The sequence below is a fragment of the Arthrobacter luteolus NBRC 107841 genome, assembly GCF_001552075.1.
Taxonomy (GTDB): domain Bacteria; phylum Actinomycetota; class Actinomycetes; order Actinomycetales; family Micrococcaceae; genus Arthrobacter_B; species Arthrobacter_B luteolus.
Map to the genome: position 1 here is coordinate 27,547 of NZ_BCQM01000008.1, position 16,181 is coordinate 43,727.

At 67.1% G+C, this 16,181-nt stretch carries 16 protein-coding genes; 11 read left to right on the forward strand and 5 right to left on the reverse strand.

Going from position 1 to position 16,181, the window contains the following annotated elements; translation table 11 throughout:
- Positions 1-19 precede the first annotated feature (19 nt).
- From AL3_RS13865 to AL3_RS13885, 5 genes are all read left to right on the forward strand, one after another.
- Entirely contained in the window at positions 20-973 is a 954-nt protein-coding gene (locus AL3_RS13865) for a phosphotriesterase family protein (protein ID WP_066302116.1), read from the forward strand.
- 61 nt (positions 974-1,034) lie between these two features.
- Entirely contained in the window at positions 1,035-2,156 is a 1,122-nt protein-coding gene (locus AL3_RS13870; protein ID WP_066302118.1) for an FAD-dependent oxidoreductase, read from the forward strand.
- A 12-nt stretch (positions 2,157-2,168) separates the two neighbouring features.
- Positions 2,169-3,098: an alpha/beta hydrolase gene (locus AL3_RS13875; protein WP_066302120.1), complete on the forward strand. Its 930-nt coding sequence runs from the start codon at positions 2,169-2,171 to the stop codon at positions 3,096-3,098.
- Positions 3,098-4,030: an MBL fold metallo-hydrolase gene (locus AL3_RS13880; RefSeq protein ID WP_066302121.1), complete on the forward strand. Its 933-nt coding sequence runs from the start codon at positions 3,098-3,100 to the stop codon at positions 4,028-4,030. Before AL3_RS13875 ends, AL3_RS13880 begins: the two co-directional genes overlap by 1 nt.
- 15 nt (positions 4,031-4,045) lie before the next feature.
- Entirely contained in the window at positions 4,046-5,776 is a 1,731-nt protein-coding gene (locus AL3_RS13885) for a CocE/NonD family hydrolase (protein WP_246168376.1), read from the forward strand.
- A 2-nt stretch (positions 5,777-5,778) separates the two neighbouring features.
- On the opposite strand, the gene AL3_RS13890 is transcribed toward AL3_RS13885, so the two are convergent.
- Complete coding sequence (locus AL3_RS13890) at positions 5,779-6,348, reverse strand: NADPH-dependent FMN reductase (protein ID WP_066302123.1); 570 nt, start codon at positions 6,346-6,348, stop codon at positions 5,779-5,781.
- A gap of 62 nt (positions 6,349-6,410) precedes the next feature.
- Positions 6,411-6,992: a TetR/AcrR family transcriptional regulator gene (locus tag AL3_RS13895; RefSeq protein WP_066302125.1), complete on the reverse strand. Its 582-nt coding sequence runs from the start codon at positions 6,990-6,992 to the stop codon at positions 6,411-6,413.
- 89 nt (positions 6,993-7,081) lie between these two features.
- Here AL3_RS13895 and AL3_RS13900 point away from each other — a divergent pair, with 89 nt between their 5' ends.
- Complete coding sequence (locus AL3_RS13900; RefSeq protein ID WP_066302129.1) at positions 7,082-8,239, forward strand: MFS transporter; 1,158 nt, start codon at positions 7,082-7,084, stop codon at positions 8,237-8,239.
- Between the two features lie 169 nt (positions 8,240-8,408).
- Positions 8,409-9,635, forward strand: coding sequence for an MFS transporter (locus AL3_RS13905; RefSeq protein WP_066302131.1), 1,227 nt, complete (start codon positions 8,409-8,411; stop codon positions 9,633-9,635).
- Between the two features lie 32 nt (positions 9,636-9,667).
- On the opposite strand, the gene AL3_RS13910 is transcribed toward AL3_RS13905, so the two are convergent.
- Positions 9,668-10,507, reverse strand: coding sequence for an SMP-30/gluconolactonase/LRE family protein (locus AL3_RS13910; RefSeq protein WP_066302133.1), 840 nt, complete (start codon positions 10,505-10,507; stop codon positions 9,668-9,670).
- A 161-nt stretch (positions 10,508-10,668) separates the two neighbouring features.
- Here AL3_RS13910 and AL3_RS13915 point away from each other — a divergent pair, with 161 nt between their 5' ends.
- Both AL3_RS13915 and rlmN read left to right on the forward strand, forming a co-directional pair.
- Entirely contained in the window at positions 10,669-11,139 is a 471-nt protein-coding gene (locus tag AL3_RS13915) for a nucleoside deaminase (protein ID WP_066302135.1), read from the forward strand.
- Between the two features lie 79 nt (positions 11,140-11,218).
- On the forward strand, positions 11,219-12,445 hold the full coding sequence (gene rlmN / locus AL3_RS13920) for a dual-specificity RNA methyltransferase RlmN (RefSeq protein WP_066302137.1): 1,227 nt from the start codon (positions 11,219-11,221) through the stop codon (positions 12,443-12,445).
- A 72-nt stretch (positions 12,446-12,517) separates the two neighbouring features.
- Here the strand turns inward: rlmN and purB are convergent, their stop codons facing one another.
- Positions 12,518-13,942 carry an adenylosuccinate lyase gene (gene purB, locus AL3_RS13925; RefSeq protein ID WP_066302139.1) on the reverse strand — a complete coding sequence of 475 codons (1,425 nt, stop codon included), beginning with the start codon at positions 13,940-13,942 and terminating at the stop codon, positions 12,518-12,520.
- Positions 13,943-14,129: 187 nt separating this feature from the next.
- Here purB and AL3_RS13930 point away from each other — a divergent pair, with 187 nt between their 5' ends.
- Positions 14,130-14,408 (forward strand): hypothetical protein, encoded by a 279-nt coding sequence (locus AL3_RS13930; RefSeq protein WP_066302142.1) that lies wholly within the window; start codon positions 14,130-14,132, stop codon positions 14,406-14,408.
- Positions 14,409-14,410: 2 nt separating this feature from the next.
- Positions 14,411-15,745, forward strand: coding sequence for an alpha/beta hydrolase family protein (locus AL3_RS13935; RefSeq protein ID WP_066302145.1), 1,335 nt, complete (start codon positions 14,411-14,413; stop codon positions 15,743-15,745).
- Between the two features lie 19 nt (positions 15,746-15,764).
- Here AL3_RS13935 and AL3_RS13940 read toward each other — a convergent pair whose 3' ends face one another.
- Positions 15,765-16,163, reverse strand: a complete 399-nt coding sequence (locus tag AL3_RS13940; RefSeq protein WP_066302147.1) for a phage holin family protein — start codon at positions 16,161-16,163, stop codon at positions 15,765-15,767.
- Positions 16,164-16,181: the final 18 nt, after the last annotated feature.

Consider the following 16,181-nt stretch of genomic DNA (forward strand, 5'->3'; position numbering starts at 1 on the left):
TATTTATCGAGGTGTTGGTTTGTCGAAGGTAAACACAGTTTTGGGAACCGTCCCGGCCGAAGAGCTGGGCATCGTGGCCATCCACGAGCACATCGGCTACGGCATGCCGGGCAGTGAGCTGGATGCAAAGTGGTGGAAGACGCCGGAGGAGCGCTACGGGGAAACGGTGCCGAAACTGCGCCGGTTCCACGACCACGGCGGCGGCACGTTCGTTGATGCCACCGGCATCTGCAACGGCCGCGACGTGGATTACTACAAGTCCCTCTCCGCAAAGACCGGCGTCCACATCATTGCCTGCACCGGGTTCGTCGGCGGCGACACCGCCCTGCCGCACTTCGCCCGGGCCTCCGTGGATTACCTGGCCAAGGTCTTCATCCACGAGATCACCGTAGGCATCGGCAACACCGGCAGCAGGGCCGGCGTCATCAAAGTCGGCGTGAGCCGCGGAGGGCGCATGACCGAGCTGGATAAGCGCATTTACCGCGCAGCCGCCCGCGCCGCCGTCGTCACCGGCGTTCCGATCCTCACCCACCTGGCCATCGATCCGCAGCCGGCGATCGAGATCTTCGACCAGGAAGGCCTGCCGCTGGACCGGGTGCTCTTCGGGCACGCCGACGACGGGCTGAACGCCCCCAACACCCCCAGCGAATGGATCATGGGCCAGGGCGGCCGGATCGGCTTCGACACTTTCGGCTATGAGACCGAGCTGCCGGATCCGCCGTTCTGGGCCCGCCCCCGCGCCGAACGCCTGAACCACTTCCTGGACCTGGTGGAGAAAGGCCATCTCGGCCGGCTGCTCGCCTCGGCTGACGCCAACTGCAGCCCGCTGGGCTGGCCGGGGGTTAAGGGCCACACAGTCAACTACATCTTCGAAGACCTCATCCCCGATCTGCGGGCAGCGGGCTTCGACGAAGCGTCCATCAACACCCTTTTCGTCGACAACCCCGCCGATTTCCTCTCCCTCCACGCCTAGCCCACCTCCTCAACTTTCGACGGCGCAGCGACGCGTCCGTCCCAGAGAAAGCGACCCAGCCATGAAGATTTCCGAGATCAAAGACCTGCAGATCGCCATTATCGGCGGCGGGTACGGCGGCGCGGCCGCTGCCATCGCGCTGCGGAACATCGGCGCCGAAAACGTCCATGTCTACGAGCAGGCCCCGGCCCTGGGGCAGGTTGGCGCCGGTATCGGCCTTCGCCCGATCACGGTTGAGCTGTTCCGCAGGTGGGGAATCTTCGAGAAAATCGCGGCGGTGAGCTCGCCGAGTGACTACCTGGAGATCCTCAGTGCCGACGGGAAGCATGTGCTGGCGCAGGAAATCTGGCCCCAGCTCAACGATTTCGCGCAGCCGAACCATACGCGCATCATCCACCGCGGAGACTTCATTGACGCCCTGCTCGGCGTCCTGCCGGCGGAAATGGTGCACCTCGACCACAAGTTCTCCGGCATCGAGGACCTGGGGGAAAAGGCCAGGGTCACGTTCGAAAACGGCGCCACCGTCACCGCGGACCTGGTCATCGGGGCTGACGGTATCCGCTCCCTGGTCCGCAAGGAACTCTTCTCCGACCAGGAACCCGTCTTCGCCGGTGAGCACGCCTACCGTGCGGTGATCTCCCTGGACGATGCCTTTGGCCTCGCCGCGGACGACAACAACCCGCGTTTCTACATGGGCGAAAACGGCACGATCGCCTACAACCTGCCCCTGCGCCACCGCGGCGAGGTCTCCTATGACATCACCGCACCCTCGCAGGACGGCTCCTGGGCACCGGAAATCACCAACGACTACCTGGTCTCCCTGCTGGAAGGCTTTGACCCGCGGATCGTGGACATCGCCCGCAACCTGGACCTCAGCACGGTCACCAGCCGCTCAGTGTTCGATATCGACCCGGTCGAAAACTGGCACACGGACAGCGTGGCACTGCTCGGCGACGCCGCACACGCCATGCTGCACCACCAGGGCCAGGGTGCGAACTCGGCGATCCTGGACGCCGGCGGCCTCTCCGATGCCCTGCTGGAAGCCGCCTCGGTCAAGGAAGCGCTGGCGCTGTACCAGGCCACGCGCAAGCCGGTCACCGATGAACTGCAGCGCCTCTCCCGGCTGGGCTGGAACGCCAACGCCGTCGAATCGGCGTTCCCCGAGCAGGCCGCAGCCAAGTAACGAAGGTCAGAAATGCCAATTCATCCCGAAATAGCCAAGCTCCTCGCCACCCTTCCGGCACCGCCACCGGGTCCGCTTAACCCGGACGCCATGCGTGCCGGCGAAGCCGCCCAGGTTCCGCCGCTGGAAGACCGCCTGCCGCTGCACGCCGTGGAAGACACGGTCGCCTCGACTCCCTCCGGTGAGGTTCCGGTCCGGATCTACACCCCGGAGGCCGCCGAATCCTACGGCGTGCTGGTCTACTTCCACGGAGGGGCGTTTTTCCTCGGGAGCCTGGACACCCATGACCACGTGGCCCGGGCGCTCGCGGTGGAAAGCGGCTGGAAAGTCATTTCCGTGGGCTACCGGCTGGCCCCGGAGGCTGCTTTCCCGGCGGGCCTGGAGGACTGCTACGCCGTCGTGACATGGGCGGCGGAGCAGGGCGAAACGCTGAAATGGGACGGGGTGAACCTCGCCGTGGCCGGCGACAGTTCCGGCGGCACGTTCGCTGCCGCCGTCGCCGCGATGGCCAAGGACAGCGGTTTCGATGCGATCTCACACCAGATCCTCTTCTATCCGTCGCTGGACCTGGATTTCGACGTCGAACGCTATGCCTCGATGCGGGAGAACGCGGTGGGATACGGCCTGGAAACCGCGGGACTCAAGCCGTTCAACGCGTTCTACCTGAACAGCGGCGCCGACCCTGCTGATCCGCTGGTGTCACCGATCAAGCGCAAGGATCTCGCCGGCCTGCCGCCGGCGCTGGTCATCACCGCGGAGTTCGATCCGCTGCGCGACGAGGGTGAGCTGTACGCGCAGCGCCTGCGCGCCGCGGGCACCGCGGCAGTCCTGAGCCGCTACGCCGGGGCCAACCACGGATTCGTGGCGAACTTCTCCTGGATCCCGGAGTTTTACGGTGCGTTCGCCGAGGCAGGGAAGTTCCTGCGCCAGAGCGAATCCTGATGCCCGCCGCCATCCATCCGCTGGTTTCGCCCTGGGGCCGGTTCGGGCTGTACAGCTACTTCATCGACGCACCGGAACCAGCGATTGTGGACACCGGCATTGCCTCCTCCCCGGCTGAAGGTCTGCTGCCTGCCCTGAAGGCGCTTGGCCGCAGCATCGAGGAGGTCCGCTGGATCCTGCTCACGCACGGGCACATCGACCACCTCGGCGGGGCCCGGGCGCTCCATGAGCTCACCGGCGGCAAAGCCCAAGTCGTAATCCATGAAGCCGATGCTCCGCTGCTGCGCTCCCGGCAGGCCCACGTGGACGAATACCTGCACGGCCGCAGCCGCTACCTGAACGCGCCCGGCGGCGCGGAACAGCAGGCCGAAACCGCCGGCGCGGTCATTTCTGGCGAGATGGAACCGGACGTCCTGCTCCGGGGCGGGGAAACGCTGTCCCTCGGCGGGGACGTGCGCATCTCGGTGCACAGCGTGCCGGGGCACACCCCTGGCTCCGTCGCCTATGAGCTGGACGGTGCGGTGTTTGTGGGTGATGCCGTGCAGATCCACGGTGCCGCCAACCGGTTCCCCGGCTACACCGACCCGGACGCCTACCGCAGAAGCCTCGAGTACCTGCGGGACGTCCTCCGGCCGCGGCACCTGTACCTGGGCCACCCGTACCGCGGAGCGGACGGTGAGCCGAACGGCGTCGAACTCGATGCTGCGCAGGCACACCGCGCGCTCCAGGAGAGCCTGGAGCTCGAGGGCCGCATCCGGGCCAGCGCCGGCCGGGCGCTGCGTGCCGGGCTCCAGGAGTCGGAGTCGGCATATTCACCGTTCGCACCGGTGGCCGCCGATCTTGGCTACAGCTCCGACCCCACGCTGGAACCGTCACCGTTTTTTACGACACTCGACGGCTACCGCACGCTGTTCAACCAGAAGCCTGCCTAAAGGAGCACCCCCAGGATGATGCCCAGTTACCAGAGGATCAATGCCGGCGGAATGCCGATCGCCGTGCAGAAGGACCTGCGGGTGCCGATGCGCGACGGCGTCGAACTCGCCGCGGATGCCTACCAGGGCACCGCTGACAAACCGCGCCCGGCGCTGGTCGCGCTCAGCCCGTACGGCAAGGAGCTGCAGGCAATGGCACTGACCATGCCGCCGCAGCGCCGTCCCAGCCCCATGTGGGACGGCTGCATCGAGGCCGGGGACATTGCCCGGATCGTTCAGGAGGACTACGTCCACGTCATCGGCGACCTCCGCGGTTCCGGGGACTCCGGCGGCGAGCACATCGGCAACTACAACGCCGGCGGGGTTTCGCTCGGCCAGGACGCGTATGACTTCATCGAATGGGTCGCCGCGCAGCCCTGGTACGACGGCAACGTGGGGATGGTCGGGATTTCCTACTTCGGCTCCATGCAGGTGCTCGCCGCCGCCGAACGCCCGCCGCACCTGAAAGCCATCTTCGTTTCCGGCGGCCACTACGATCTCTACGAGACCACGTACCACGGCGGAGTGATGTGGTTTATGCCCCGCGCCGCCCGCGAAGGCCGCGGCGGAGACTCCGGCTGGGCGTTCACGGACCGGGTGAAGTCCCGGATGGTGGAAAAATACTCACCGGAAGAGCTGAAGAAGCTGGTCGCCGAGCGCCTGGCGGATCCCGACGTCGCCGCCTGGCCCAACCTGGTGCACGTGCTGAACTACCCCACGAACCACGAGGCCTGGTTCGACATCGTGATGAACGACCTCGACGGCGACTGGTACGAGGAACGCAATCCGGTCACCCTGGCGCCGAACATCGACATTCCGGTCTGGCTGCAGCTGGACCAGGGCCGCGGCTGGACGCTGGACGGCACGGTGGAGCTGTACAACACGCTGAAGGGGCCGAAGAAGCTGGACATCGGCCCCTACCCGCCCATGCAGTCCCGCCCCTTCATCGAAGAGCACGACAAGATGTTCCGCTGGTACGACTACTGGATCAAGGGCATCGACAACGGGGTGATGGACGAACCCGCCGTCAGCGTCTTTGTGGAGGGATCCCGCGAGGTGGTTACCGCGGCTGCCTGGCCGCCCAAGGATGTGGAGTACAAACCGCTGTACCTGCGCACCCGCCGCAAGCTCACCTCCGAACCCGAGCTGATGGGCACGGAGTACGCTGCCCCGGACGGTTTCTACCAGGCACCGCTGACCGTCACGGACAAGGTGGAGATCCTGGACTGGTCCACCGATGTGTTCGAGGAGCCCACGGAAATGATCGGCACCGGGGCAGCGCACCTGTTCGTGGAGATCGACCAGCCGGACACCAATCTCATTCTGCGGCTCTGGGATGCGGCGCCGAACGGCAAGCGGCAGCTGATCACCACCGGGTACCTCAAGGCCTCGCACCGCGAACTCGACGAGGAACGGACCACCGAGGGCAACCCATACCACCCGCACACCCGTTCCATCCCGGTCGAGCCGGGGAAGATCGAGGAGTACGTGGTGCGGCTCTATCCATTCGCGAACACGTTCCTGCCCGGCCACAAGCTGGTCGCGGAGCTCTCCAACAATGAGCCGCTAGCTGACGAGCACAACGCGCTGCTGCCTCCGGATGCCTTCCACCTGCCGGTGGGCCGTCCGGTGACGCACAAGATCTACCGCGACGCCGAACATCTGTCCCGGCTGGTGCTGCCGTACACGCTGCCCACCCCGGGCTAACCTCACTGCCGGTCGGTCAGGACCTCCAGGAAATCCTCGTCGACCCTGCGCAGCTGCGGCAGTACCGGGCGCAGGGTCGCTTCCGGAGCGGTCAGCTGCCAGCCTTCGTCGACGTCGTCGTCGGTGATCACCGCCGCCACGTGGCTCTCGAGCACGGTCATGTGGAGGCCGTGCAGGACAGTGATCAGCTGCTGGGCGCCTTTGGTTCCTCCGCGGGTTCCGTAGGTCAGGACGCTTGCCGGCTTGTCCCGCCACTCCACGTATAAGTAGTCCAGGGCGTTCTTCAGCACGGCCGGGTAACCCCAGTTGTACTGCGGAAAGACAAAGAAGAACCCGTTAAACTCACGGACCAGCCGACTCCACCGGCGGGTGTGCTCGTGCTGATAGTCCTGCAGCGCGGGTTTGAGTGGTTCATCGAGCAGCGGCAGGTCCACGTCCGCCAGGTCCAGCAGCTCGTACTGAAGCGGGCTGCCGGACTGCAGTCCGGCCTGCGCCCAGGCGGCCACCACCGGGCAGATCCGGGCCGGCCGCGTGCTGCCCACAACGACGGCGATTCGGCTGGGAACCTGCATGGGACACCTCCCGGAACAGCGGCTGGTTCCGGAACCAATTGTCCCGCACCAGGGCCGTGAAACTAGGGGGTCTGGTAAGCCCCGGCCGCTGCCCGGGCCAATCGGCGGCCGGTGTCGATGGGGTCAGCCGGTGAACCCCGCAGGAAAGCGGCCAGCGTACCGGTATACGCCAGCAGCACTTCATCGGCCAGGCTGCCCGCCTGCGGGCCGGCGACCGGTTCGGAAAGGTGCCGGAGCCGATCGGTCAGCAGGGTGGTGTCAGCAGCCAGCACCTCGCCGATTTCTCCGGCTGCGTCGGGCAGTTCCGTGGCAGCGGCAAGGAAGGCACACCACCGGGCCGCCTGGCCGGGTCTAGCCCGGTAGGCTGCCAGGGCGTCGAACACGGCCAGCAGCCGGCCCGTGTCATCCCGGGCCGCAATGATGTGCTGGTCCCAGACCGCTCTCCATTCCGCCAGCCGCTGGCGGAGCGTCTCGGCAACCAGCCCGTCCTTGCTGCCGAACTGCGCGTACAGCGTCGCCGCGGAAACATCCGCCTGGCGCAGCAGCTCATCCACCGGCGTCGCCCGGATGCCCCGGTCAAAGAACACCCGGTCGGCAGCCTGGAGCAGCCTGTTGCGGGCGGATGGTCGCTGGACGGTGGTCATCTTCCCACTGTAGCCACACCTCGAACAGAACGATAGTTCTGGTCTAGCGTAACGAGCGTTCTTGTTTTTGGATTCTGCGGAGGTGAAACATGCGGCCCCTGGTTATCAGCGGCATGGTTTTGATTGCGGCCACCTATGGGCTGGCACGGTTCGGTTTCGGCTTCTTCCTGCCGCGCTTTACCGAAGCCTTCCAGCTGGCGCCGTCCGTCTCCGGGGCGATCCAGGCCGGAAGCTTCCTGTCCTACTGCGTCACTGCCGCTGCTGCGGCGCGCCTGGGCGCCCGGCCGCGCCTCGTCGTCGCCTGCGCCGGTGCCACAGCGGCCCTCGGATCAGCGGGAGTTGCTGCCGCACCAAATGCCGGGGTCCTGGCCGCCGGTGTGGTGATTGCCGGGGCCGGAGCAGGTTTCGCTACCCCCGGACTGGTCAGGCTGATCGAGCGCAACATCGCTGCCGAACGGCAGGAAAGCGCGCAGACAATCGTGAACGCCGGAACCGGGGCGGGAATCGTGGCAGCCGGCGTCCTGCTGATCCTCACGTCGGGGCAGTGGCGGCTGGGCTGGGCCGGGATCGCCGTCCTCTCCGCCCTTTCAGCCGCCGCCGTCCTCCGTTCCGACCGGTCTTCTTCCGGACCGGCCGCGGGAGACTCAGGGACAGCCGATTCGCCGCCGCTGCGGCTTGGCCTCCTGGCTGCGCTGGCCAAGCCGCTGGCCGCGGCCCTCCTCGCCGGTGCCTCCAGCGCTGCCGTCTGGACTTTTGGCCGCACCATCATCGCCGGTTCGGGCACCGGCACGCAGATGTACTCCGTCACAGCGTGGATGGTTTTGGGAGCGTTCGGCGTACTGGGTGCTTTCGCGGGCAGGCTGGTCCAGGCCGCCAGCCTGCGAACAGCATGGGCCGGGACGGTGCTGGCGATGGCCGCCGCGACCTTCCTCCTGGGTATGGCGCCGGGGGCTCCGGTGGCCGCTTATGCCGCAGCCGCACTCTTCGGCGGAGGCTATACCGCGATGAGCGGTGTCCTCATCGTCTGGGCGGTCCGCGCTGTCCCGGACCAGGCCTCCGCCGGCACGGTGGTCCTGTTCATCGCCCTCGCCGCCGGACAGGCAGCCGGCTCAGCGGTACTGGGAGCCCTGTTCCGGGAGGATGCTCCGGCGCTGGTCTTCACCGCCGCCGCCGTCGTCGGCATCCTGGCCGTGCTGCCCGCTGTGTGGTCCCGGCAGAAGACGCCGCGGCGCTTGTACGCTGGCTGAAACCTGTTAGGCGGGAGCCGGAGCGGGAGCGGGAGCGGGAGCCGGAGCCGGAATTCCGGGGAGCCCGGAGAGACTCCCGGGCACCTCCGTTTTGTCCGGTGGACCGTGTCCCCCTACCGTGGTTCCGTAGGTGCGCGCCGTCGTCCTGCGGAAAGGACGCCGGATCCACATGGGGAACAGTACTGCCGTGGTGGCGGCGCCGGAGCGGACGAAGGCACCGGATGCACCAGCCGGCAAGGCCGGGCTGGTTCTGCTGGCCGTCTGCATTGTGCTGATCGGCTTGAATCTCCGCACGGTCTTTTCCAGCTTCTCCGCGATCCTGCCGGAGATCACCGCGGCATCAGGGATTCCTGCCAGCTTGGTGACGGTCCTGACCACCGGCCCGGTGCTGTTGCTTGGGCTTGCTGCCCCGGCCGCACCGCCGCTGGCCCGCCGGTTCGGCACCGAACGGACGATCCTGGCAGCGATGCTGCTGCTGACCGCGGGTTTGGCTGTGCGCGGAGCCGGAGATTTCGTGGCGATGACCGCCGGAACCATCGCGGCGGGAGCGGGGATCGGCGTCGTAAATGTCCTGCTGCCCACCCTCGTGAAGCGCGACTTCCAGCACCGGCTGGGCCTGATGAGCGGCTTGTACACCGGTGCCATCTGCGCCGCTGCCGCACTCGGCGCCGGGCTGACGCACCCGCTGCTGGAGGCCACCGGCTCCTGGCAGGCAGCCCTGGGATTCTGGGCGCTGCCGGCCGCCGCCGTCGTCCTGCTGTTCGCCCCGCTGGCCCTGCGGCGCCGCCCCAGCGGCAGTGACCGGCAGGCAGCCGCCGGTCCGCCGGTCTGGCGCTCGCCGCTGGCCTGGCAGATCACCGGTTTTATGGCCCTGCAGGCCATGATGTCCTTCAGCGTTTTCGCCTGGCTGGCACCGATCCTGCGTGACCGGGGGATCGACGGCGGCACGGCCGGTTACGTTGTGGCCGGCTCGATCGTGGTGCAGGTCCTGGGATCCTTCCTCGCTCCGCCGCTGGCCGCGCGGCTGCGCAGCCAGAGCTGGCTGAATGCCGTGATCGCGCTGCTGACCGGCACCGGATTCGCCCTGGTGATCCTCGGCCCGCTGGAGCTGGTGTGGCTCTGGGCCGTCCTGCTCGGTGTTGGGCAGGGCAGCCTGACCGCGCTCGCGCTGACCATGATTGTGCTGCGCACCCGTGACGCAGGAACCGCGGCACGGGTGTCGGGCATGATGCAGTGCGTGGGTTACGGCGTGGGATCTTCCGGCACCCTGCTGGTGGGTGTCCTGCACACCGCCACCGGATCCTTCACCCCGGCCGCGCTCATGTTCCTGATCATCGGCGCCGCTGCTGCCGTGATGGGCAGCCTGTCCGGACGCCGCCGTTTTGTGGGCGGATAAGCCGTTTCCGCATCCGGGGCAGTGCCGGGCTGTTAGCGCCCCAGACCGGCAGCCACGCGTGAGAACGGCGCCGCGATGGTGCAGCCGTCGAGCGGGCCGGGGGCGGAAAGGCCCGTTGCTGCGCTGGTGACGATAACCCGCGGATCCGGTCCGTCCGTCAGGAGGACGCTGGTTGGCTGGGCCACCGGCAGGGCCAGCGAAGCCAGCAGTGAGGCATCGGCGGCATAGACGTCCAGGCGGGCTGCGCCCCAAACCGCATTCCAGATCCGGCCCAGTCCGTCAACATGCATTCCGTCGGGTGATCCACCCGTTGTCTGCGCAAAGGGCACTGTGTCCGCGGGATCCGACAGCGTGGAGCGCAGGATCCGGCCCGCTGCCGAATCGGCGATGAGCATGCCCAGCCCATCCGGCAGGAAAACCGGACCGTTGGGGATATCGATGCCGGCCAGCATTTTCACCGCACCGCCGCCTGCTGGATCCCAGCGCCAGAGCGCGCCGTCCGGTTCGGAGCCGTTATGCACCATCGTGCCGAACCAGAAAGAACCGTCCGGTGCCAGCGCGCCGTCGTTCACGCGGTAGCGGGCCGGATCGAGTCCGGTGTCTGCCAGCGGAACGTCCGTGCCGTCATTCAGAAGCACGACGACGCCGGTTCCGGCAGCAGCAATAAGGCGGCCGGTGCCGTCCTCCTCGGCCAGGCCAAGGGGCGTGCCGAGCTTGTGTGTGCGGCGGGGAAACGCCGGGCTGCCGGGCGTCCAGGCGTACATTTCCCCCTTCAGCAGATCAACCCACCGGATCCCGTCCGGGGTGCGGCGCAGTCCTTCTCCCAGCTCGTGGCGGTGGGCGCTGATCCGGGTCCATGCCTCTGTGCTCATGCCGTGCCTTCCTGCGGTAGCCCCTAAGGCTAGCCGGTCCCCGCCATGCGGCAGCGGATGTTATTCTCATCACTGCGAAGGCGGGCACGATCGTTGCTATCAACCTGGCATTTTCCCGTGGCGGAAAGACCGCCGGGATTCTGATCGAGGGGGAAGTTCCCATGACCACAGATGCCGCTTACCTGGAACGGGCCATTGAACTGGCCACCAGCAACGTCGCCGGCAACGGCGGACCGTTCGGAGCAGTGATCGTCGCCGCGGACGGGCAGGCCTTTGACGGGGTTAACCGCGTCACTGCCAACAACGATCCGACAGCGCACGCCGAAGTCACCGCGATCCGCAACGCCTGCGCCGCCCTGGAAACGTTCGATCTCTCCGGAGCCGTGCTGTACACCAGCTGCGAACCCTGCCCCATGTGCCTGGCCTCGGCACTGTGGGCTCGCGTGGACCGGGTGGTGTTCGCCGCGGACCGGCACGACGCCGCCAGGGCCGGGTTCGACGACGCCGTCTTCTACGAGTACTTCGAAACCCCGCTGGAGGAGCGTTCCATGCCGGTGACCCAGATTCCCGGGCAGACCCGCAACGATCCTTTCGACGCCTGGAACGCTGCCGCTGACCGGACCGAGTATTAAACCCGGCCCGGTTTTCCGCTAGGCGAGAACCGGTTGCGGTAAAAAACAGCCCCGGCGGATGCATGTCAAAATGGAAGGGATGACTTCCCCTAACATTCCCCCAGCTGCCCTGAGCGTGCCCGGCAACAAGCCGCAGGTGCGCCCCGCAACCGAAGGCTGGGAGCAGGCCAAGGAGCCCGACGGCCGCCCCCTGCTGCAGTTCAAGTCGCCGCGTGTGTCCCAGCCGCCGGAACACCTGGCGGACCTGACGCTTGCCCAGCGCCAGGAGAAGCTGAAGTCCCTGGGCCTGCCCGCGTTCCGGGCCAAGCAGCTCTCGGTGCATTACTTCCAGCACTACACCACCGATCCGGAGAAGATGAGCGACCTCCCGAAGGAGCGCCGCGACGAGCTGGTGAAGGAAATGTTCCCGACCCTGCTCACCGAGGTGAAGCGGCTGACCACGGACAAGGGCGACACCATCAAGTTCCTCTGGCGCCTGTTCGACGGCTCGCTCGTCGAGTCGGTGCTGATGCGCTACCCGGGCCGCATCACCCTGTGCGTCTCCAGCCAGTGCGGCTGCGGCATGAACTGCCCGTTCTGCGCCACCGGCCAGGCCGGGCTGACCCGCAACATGTCCGCCGCGGAGATCCTGGACCAGATTGTCCAGGCCAACCGGGTCATCGCCGAGGGCGGACTGGGCGGCAAGCGCCGCGACGGCGGGCACGACGCCGAGCGCGTCACCAACATCGTCTTTATGGGCATGGGTGAACCGCTGGCGAACTACAAGCGGGTGATGAACGCCGTCCACCGGATGGCTGCGGAAGCTCCCGAAGGCCTGGGCATGAGCGCCCGGAACATCACTGTCTCCACCGTGGGCCTGGTGCCGGCGATCAAGAAGCTCGCCGAGGAGAACATCCCGGTCACCTTCGCGCTGAGCCTGCACGCTCCGGATGATGAACTGCGTGATGAGCTGATCCCGGTCAACAGCCGCTGGAAAGTGGATGAGGCCCTCGACGCCGCGTACAACTACTACCGGGTCACCGGACGCCGTGTCTCGATCGAGTACGCCCTGATCAAGGACATGAACGACCACGCGTGGCGCGCCGATCTGCTGGCCAAGAAGCTGAACTCCCGCGGCCGCGGCTGGGTCCACGTGAACCCGATTCCGCTGAACCCGACGCCGGGCTCCATCTGGACCTCCCCGGAGCCGGAGGTGATCCAGGAGTTCATTGACCACCTGCTCGACGCCGGGATTCCCACCACGGTGCGCGATACCCGCGGCAAGGAGATCGACGGCGCCTGCGGCCAGCTGGCAGCGGCGGACTAACGCCTGGCTTAAACGAACGACGGCGGGAGGCCGGGTGATAAACCCGGCGCCCCGCCGTCGTGCGTTAAAGCTCTACTTCTTCAGGTGATCCACCAGTGCATCGGCGATACCCGTGTAGCTGGCCGGCGTCAGTGCGAGCAGACGCGCCTCGGCCTCGGCCGGCAGGCCCAGCCCGGAGACGAATTCCTTCATGCGGTCGGCGTCCACCCGGTTGCCGCGGGTGAGCTCCTTGAGCCGTTCGTAGGGGTTTTCCATGCCCGGGGCGCCGGCAATGGCCTCGGCGCGCATCACCATCTGGATGGCTTCGCCGAGCACCTCCCAGTTGGTGTCCAGGTCCGCAGCCAGGACGTCCTCCGCGACGTTCAGCCGCTCCAGGCCCTTGGCTACGTTGGAGATCGCCAGCAGTGAGTGGCCGAAGGCGACGCCGATGTTCCGCTGCGAGGAGGAGTCGGTGAGGTCGCGCTGCCAGCGGGAGGTGACCAGGGTGGATGCCAGGGTGTCCAGCAGGCCGTTGGAGATCTCCAGGTTGGCTTCGGCGTTTTCGAAGCGGATCGGGTTGACCTTGTGCGGCATCGTGGAGGACCCGGTGGCGCCGGCCACGGGAACCTGTGCGAAGTAGCCGATGGAGATGTAGCTCCAGACATCGGTGCAGAAGTTGTGCAGGATGCGGTTGAAGCGGGCCATGTCAGCGTAGAGCTCGGCCTGCCAGTCGTGGGATTCGATCTGCGTGGTGAGCGGGTTCCAGGTCAGGCCGAGGCCTTCGATGAACGTTTTTGCGACCTGCTGCCAGTCGGCACCGGGAACGGAGGCGTAGTGCGCGGCGTAGGTGCCCGTGGCGCCGTTGATCTTGCCGAGGAACTCGGTGGCGGCGACGCGGTCCAGCTGGCGGGTCAGGCGGTGGACCGTAACGGCCAGTTCCTTGCCCAGCGTAGTGGGGGTGGCGGGCTGGCCGTGGGTGCGGGAGAGCATCGGCACCGAACGGGTGTCCTCCGCCATGGCGGCGATCTGAGCGGCCATCTTCCGGGCCGCGGGCAGCCAGACGTTCTCCACGGCACCCTTGATACCCAGGGCATAGGAGAGGTTGTTGATGTCCTCGGACGTGCAGCCGAAGTGCACCAGGGGTGTGAGGTCCTCGATCCCGATGGCGGCCAGCCGGCGGCCGATGAAGTACTCCACAGCCTTCACATCGTGGACGGTTACCTGCTCGATCTCCGCCAGCTCATTCACGGAGTTTCCGTCGAAGCCGGAGACGATGTCCCGCAGCGCGGCCTGCTGTTCCGCTGAGAGCGGCGAGGTGCCCGGAAGGACGGAGTTCGAGGTCAGGTGGATCAGCCACTCGACCTCCACATGGGTGCGGTCCCGGTTCAGGGCAGCTTCGGAGAGGTAGTCCACCAGCGGGGCGGTTGCGGAACGGTAGCGCCCGTCCAGCGGGCCCAGCGCAATCGCTGGAGTCACGGAGGCAAGGGGGACGCGGGATGCTGAAGCAGAATCGGCCATGGGGCAATTCTTTCATGTCCTGCGTGACGTCCGGCTCTGTGACTTCCGGCGGCACTTCTCCTGCACAGTGGGGGAGCAGCGGGGGGTGTCCCCAATCTGCAGAAATGGGGGCGCTGCGGCCCGATTCAAGCCGTACTTTTGTTCGCGGAAGCGCATGGCAAGCAGCTTATGAAAGGCGGAACAGCCGGTGACACTGCCACTTGAGGAGGGGTACGCACGGGACCTGGCCGAGAACGCCGGACGGGCGGCCCAGGCACTGGAGGCGCACGCGGGGGAAATCCGCAGGCTGCAGGATGAGTGCAGCCAGTTCGACCTCCAGCGCTGGCGTTCCGGGGCCGGGCAGCGGTTCCTGGAGCGCCTGCAGGACATCATCCGGGACCTGTCCGTGTGTGGCGAGGCGCTGGCACTGGCCGCAGCGGCCCGCCGCGAGCTGGCCCGCACGCCGCAGGACAGGGCCTGGGGCTAGAAATGTCACCCACCTGCCCGGTACCGGGGCCCGGGTATACGGTCGCCGGAGGGCCCGGCAGCATCCTCGTGGAGTATGACGCCTTGGAGGAGCTGGCCGTCGCGCTGGAGTACGCCGCCGGGCAGATGAGCGTCTTGGCGGATGACTTCCGGCGCATCCAGGGGGAAGAGCACGCGCTGATGTGGCTGCAGCCGCCTTCGGCTGCCACAACGGCCCTGGACGAACTCTCCCGGGCCGTGTTTCATCTGTCCCGGTGCCGGGAGGCTGCCCTGGACAGTGCTGCGGATCTGCGGACTGCCGCAGCCCGCTACCGCGATGCAGAGGGCCGGTCAGAACGGATGAACCGGGGGGCTGGGCTGATTCCGGCCTTCGCCCTGCTGTGGCTTGGCCGCGGAGCGGGGGGCTTTCCGGAGCGGGCGGTGGTCGAGCGCCTTCCGCTGCGGTTCATCGATGCGGGGATCCTGACGCTTGCTGTGGCTGCCGCCTCACCGGGGAGCCACGGGCTGCGCCCCATCACGGTGGAAAAGTCCCCGCAGTCAGGAGCCAGGATTCCGGTGGACGGCAGTGCGGCAGGCCTCCTGAACCGCAGCGCCGTGCTCCTGGAGGAGAACGATCCGGGCGTTATCGAGGTCCTGCGCATTGACCGCAGCGGCGGCCCGGTATTTGTGGTTACCCTGCCCGGGACGCAGCCCGGCGGACGTACGGCCGGAGCCAACCCCTTCGACAATTTCGGCAATGCTGAAGGCCGGGTCCATCAAAGCAGATACATCGCGGCGGCAGTGGCAGAAGCACTGCGGCAGGCGCAGGCCGGGGCAGGGGACGCCGTCATCCTGGTGGGCTACAGCCAGGGCGGAATCCATGCAGCAAATGCCGCAGGGCAGCTGGAAACCGAGCTGGGAGTTGAAGTCCGCTATGTCCTGACCGCCGGCGCCCCGGCGGGAGACGCCGAGATGCCGTCCGGCACGCAGGTACTGCACCTGGAACACCAGCAGGATTGGGTCGCCGGGGTGGACGGCACCTCTAACCCGGATACACCAAACCGCACGACGATGACCCTCACCGACCCCGTGCCGGGCACCCCGGGCGAGACCGGCGGGCTGGGGCCGGCCCACAAGCTGCCGGTCTATCTCAACGGAGCCGCTTCCGCCGATGCCAGCTCTGATCCGTCTCTTCGGGCATCGCTGGAAGGGGTGAGCGCAGTGGTGGGAGCCGGGAGCATCGCAACCCGGGAGCTGTACCGGTTCACCCGGACACCAACGCGGCCCACGGTAAAGCCGGTCCCCCGCGGGCTGCCGCCCCTGCCGCGTCCGCCGGGACCGCAGCGGCCGCAGCAGTAAAAGCGGGTGCTTCCCGGAATTATCTCCGGGCGCCCGTCAGGGAACCCACAACCATCGAGATGAGGCTGATAATGATCGAGCCCAGGATGGCGGTCCAGAAGAAGGAATCCACCTCAAAGTGGACCGGCGTGAAACTGGTCAGCCACGCGGTGAGCATCAGCATGGCTGCATTGATGATGATCGTGAACAGGCCCAGCGTCAGAATGGTCAACGGCAGTGCCAGCAAGCGGACGATCGGACGGACAAAAGCGTTGACCACGCCGAAGATCAGGCCGATAAAGAGATACGCCAGCACCAGGTCCAGAGTGGAGTTGCCGGTCGCGGAAGCCCCTTCTTCACCCAGCGTGATGCCGGGGAGGATCCAGCTGGCCGCCCAGAGGGCCAGGGCATTGATGATTATACGAAGCAGCAGGCGCATGGCCCAATGCTGGCACAG

Bases quoted from the DNA above. Each gene is read 5' to 3' on its own strand.
- AL3_RS13870 (WP_066302118.1), top strand. From the start codon at position 1,035: ATGAAGATTTCCGAGATCAAAGACCTGCAGATCGCCATTATCGGCGGC.
- AL3_RS13875 (WP_066302120.1), top strand. From the start codon at position 2,169: ATGCCAATTCATCCCGAAATAGCCAAGCTCCTCGCCACCCTTCCGGCA.
- AL3_RS13880 (WP_066302121.1), top strand. From the start codon at position 3,098: ATGCCCGCCGCCATCCATCCGCTGGTTTCGCCCTGGGGCCGGTTCGGG.
- AL3_RS13885 (WP_246168376.1), top strand. From the start codon at position 4,046: ATGATGCCCAGTTACCAGAGGATCAATGCCGGCGGAATGCCGATCGCC.
- AL3_RS13890 (WP_066302123.1), bottom strand. From the start codon at position 6,348: ATGCAGGTTCCCAGCCGAATCGCCGTCGTTGTGGGCAGCACGCGGCCG.
- AL3_RS13895 (WP_066302125.1), bottom strand. From the start codon at position 6,992: ATGACCACCGTCCAGCGACCATCCGCCCGCAACAGGCTGCTCCAGGCT.
- AL3_RS13900 (WP_066302129.1), top strand. From the start codon at position 7,082: ATGCGGCCCCTGGTTATCAGCGGCATGGTTTTGATTGCGGCCACCTAT.
- AL3_RS13905 (WP_066302131.1), top strand. From the start codon at position 8,409: ATGGGGAACAGTACTGCCGTGGTGGCGGCGCCGGAGCGGACGAAGGCA.
- AL3_RS13910 (WP_066302133.1), bottom strand. From the start codon at position 10,507: ATGAGCACAGAGGCATGGACCCGGATCAGCGCCCACCGCCACGAGCTG.
- AL3_RS13915 (WP_066302135.1), top strand. From the start codon at position 10,669: ATGACCACAGATGCCGCTTACCTGGAACGGGCCATTGAACTGGCCACC.
- rlmN (WP_066302137.1), top strand. From the start codon at position 11,219: ATGACTTCCCCTAACATTCCCCCAGCTGCCCTGAGCGTGCCCGGCAAC.
- purB (WP_066302139.1), bottom strand. From the start codon at position 13,942: ATGGCCGATTCTGCTTCAGCATCCCGCGTCCCCCTTGCCTCCGTGACT.
- AL3_RS13935 (WP_066302145.1), top strand. From the start codon at position 14,411: ATGTCACCCACCTGCCCGGTACCGGGGCCCGGGTATACGGTCGCCGGA.
- AL3_RS13940 (WP_066302147.1), bottom strand. From the start codon at position 16,163: ATGCGCCTGCTGCTTCGTATAATCATCAATGCCCTGGCCCTCTGGGCG.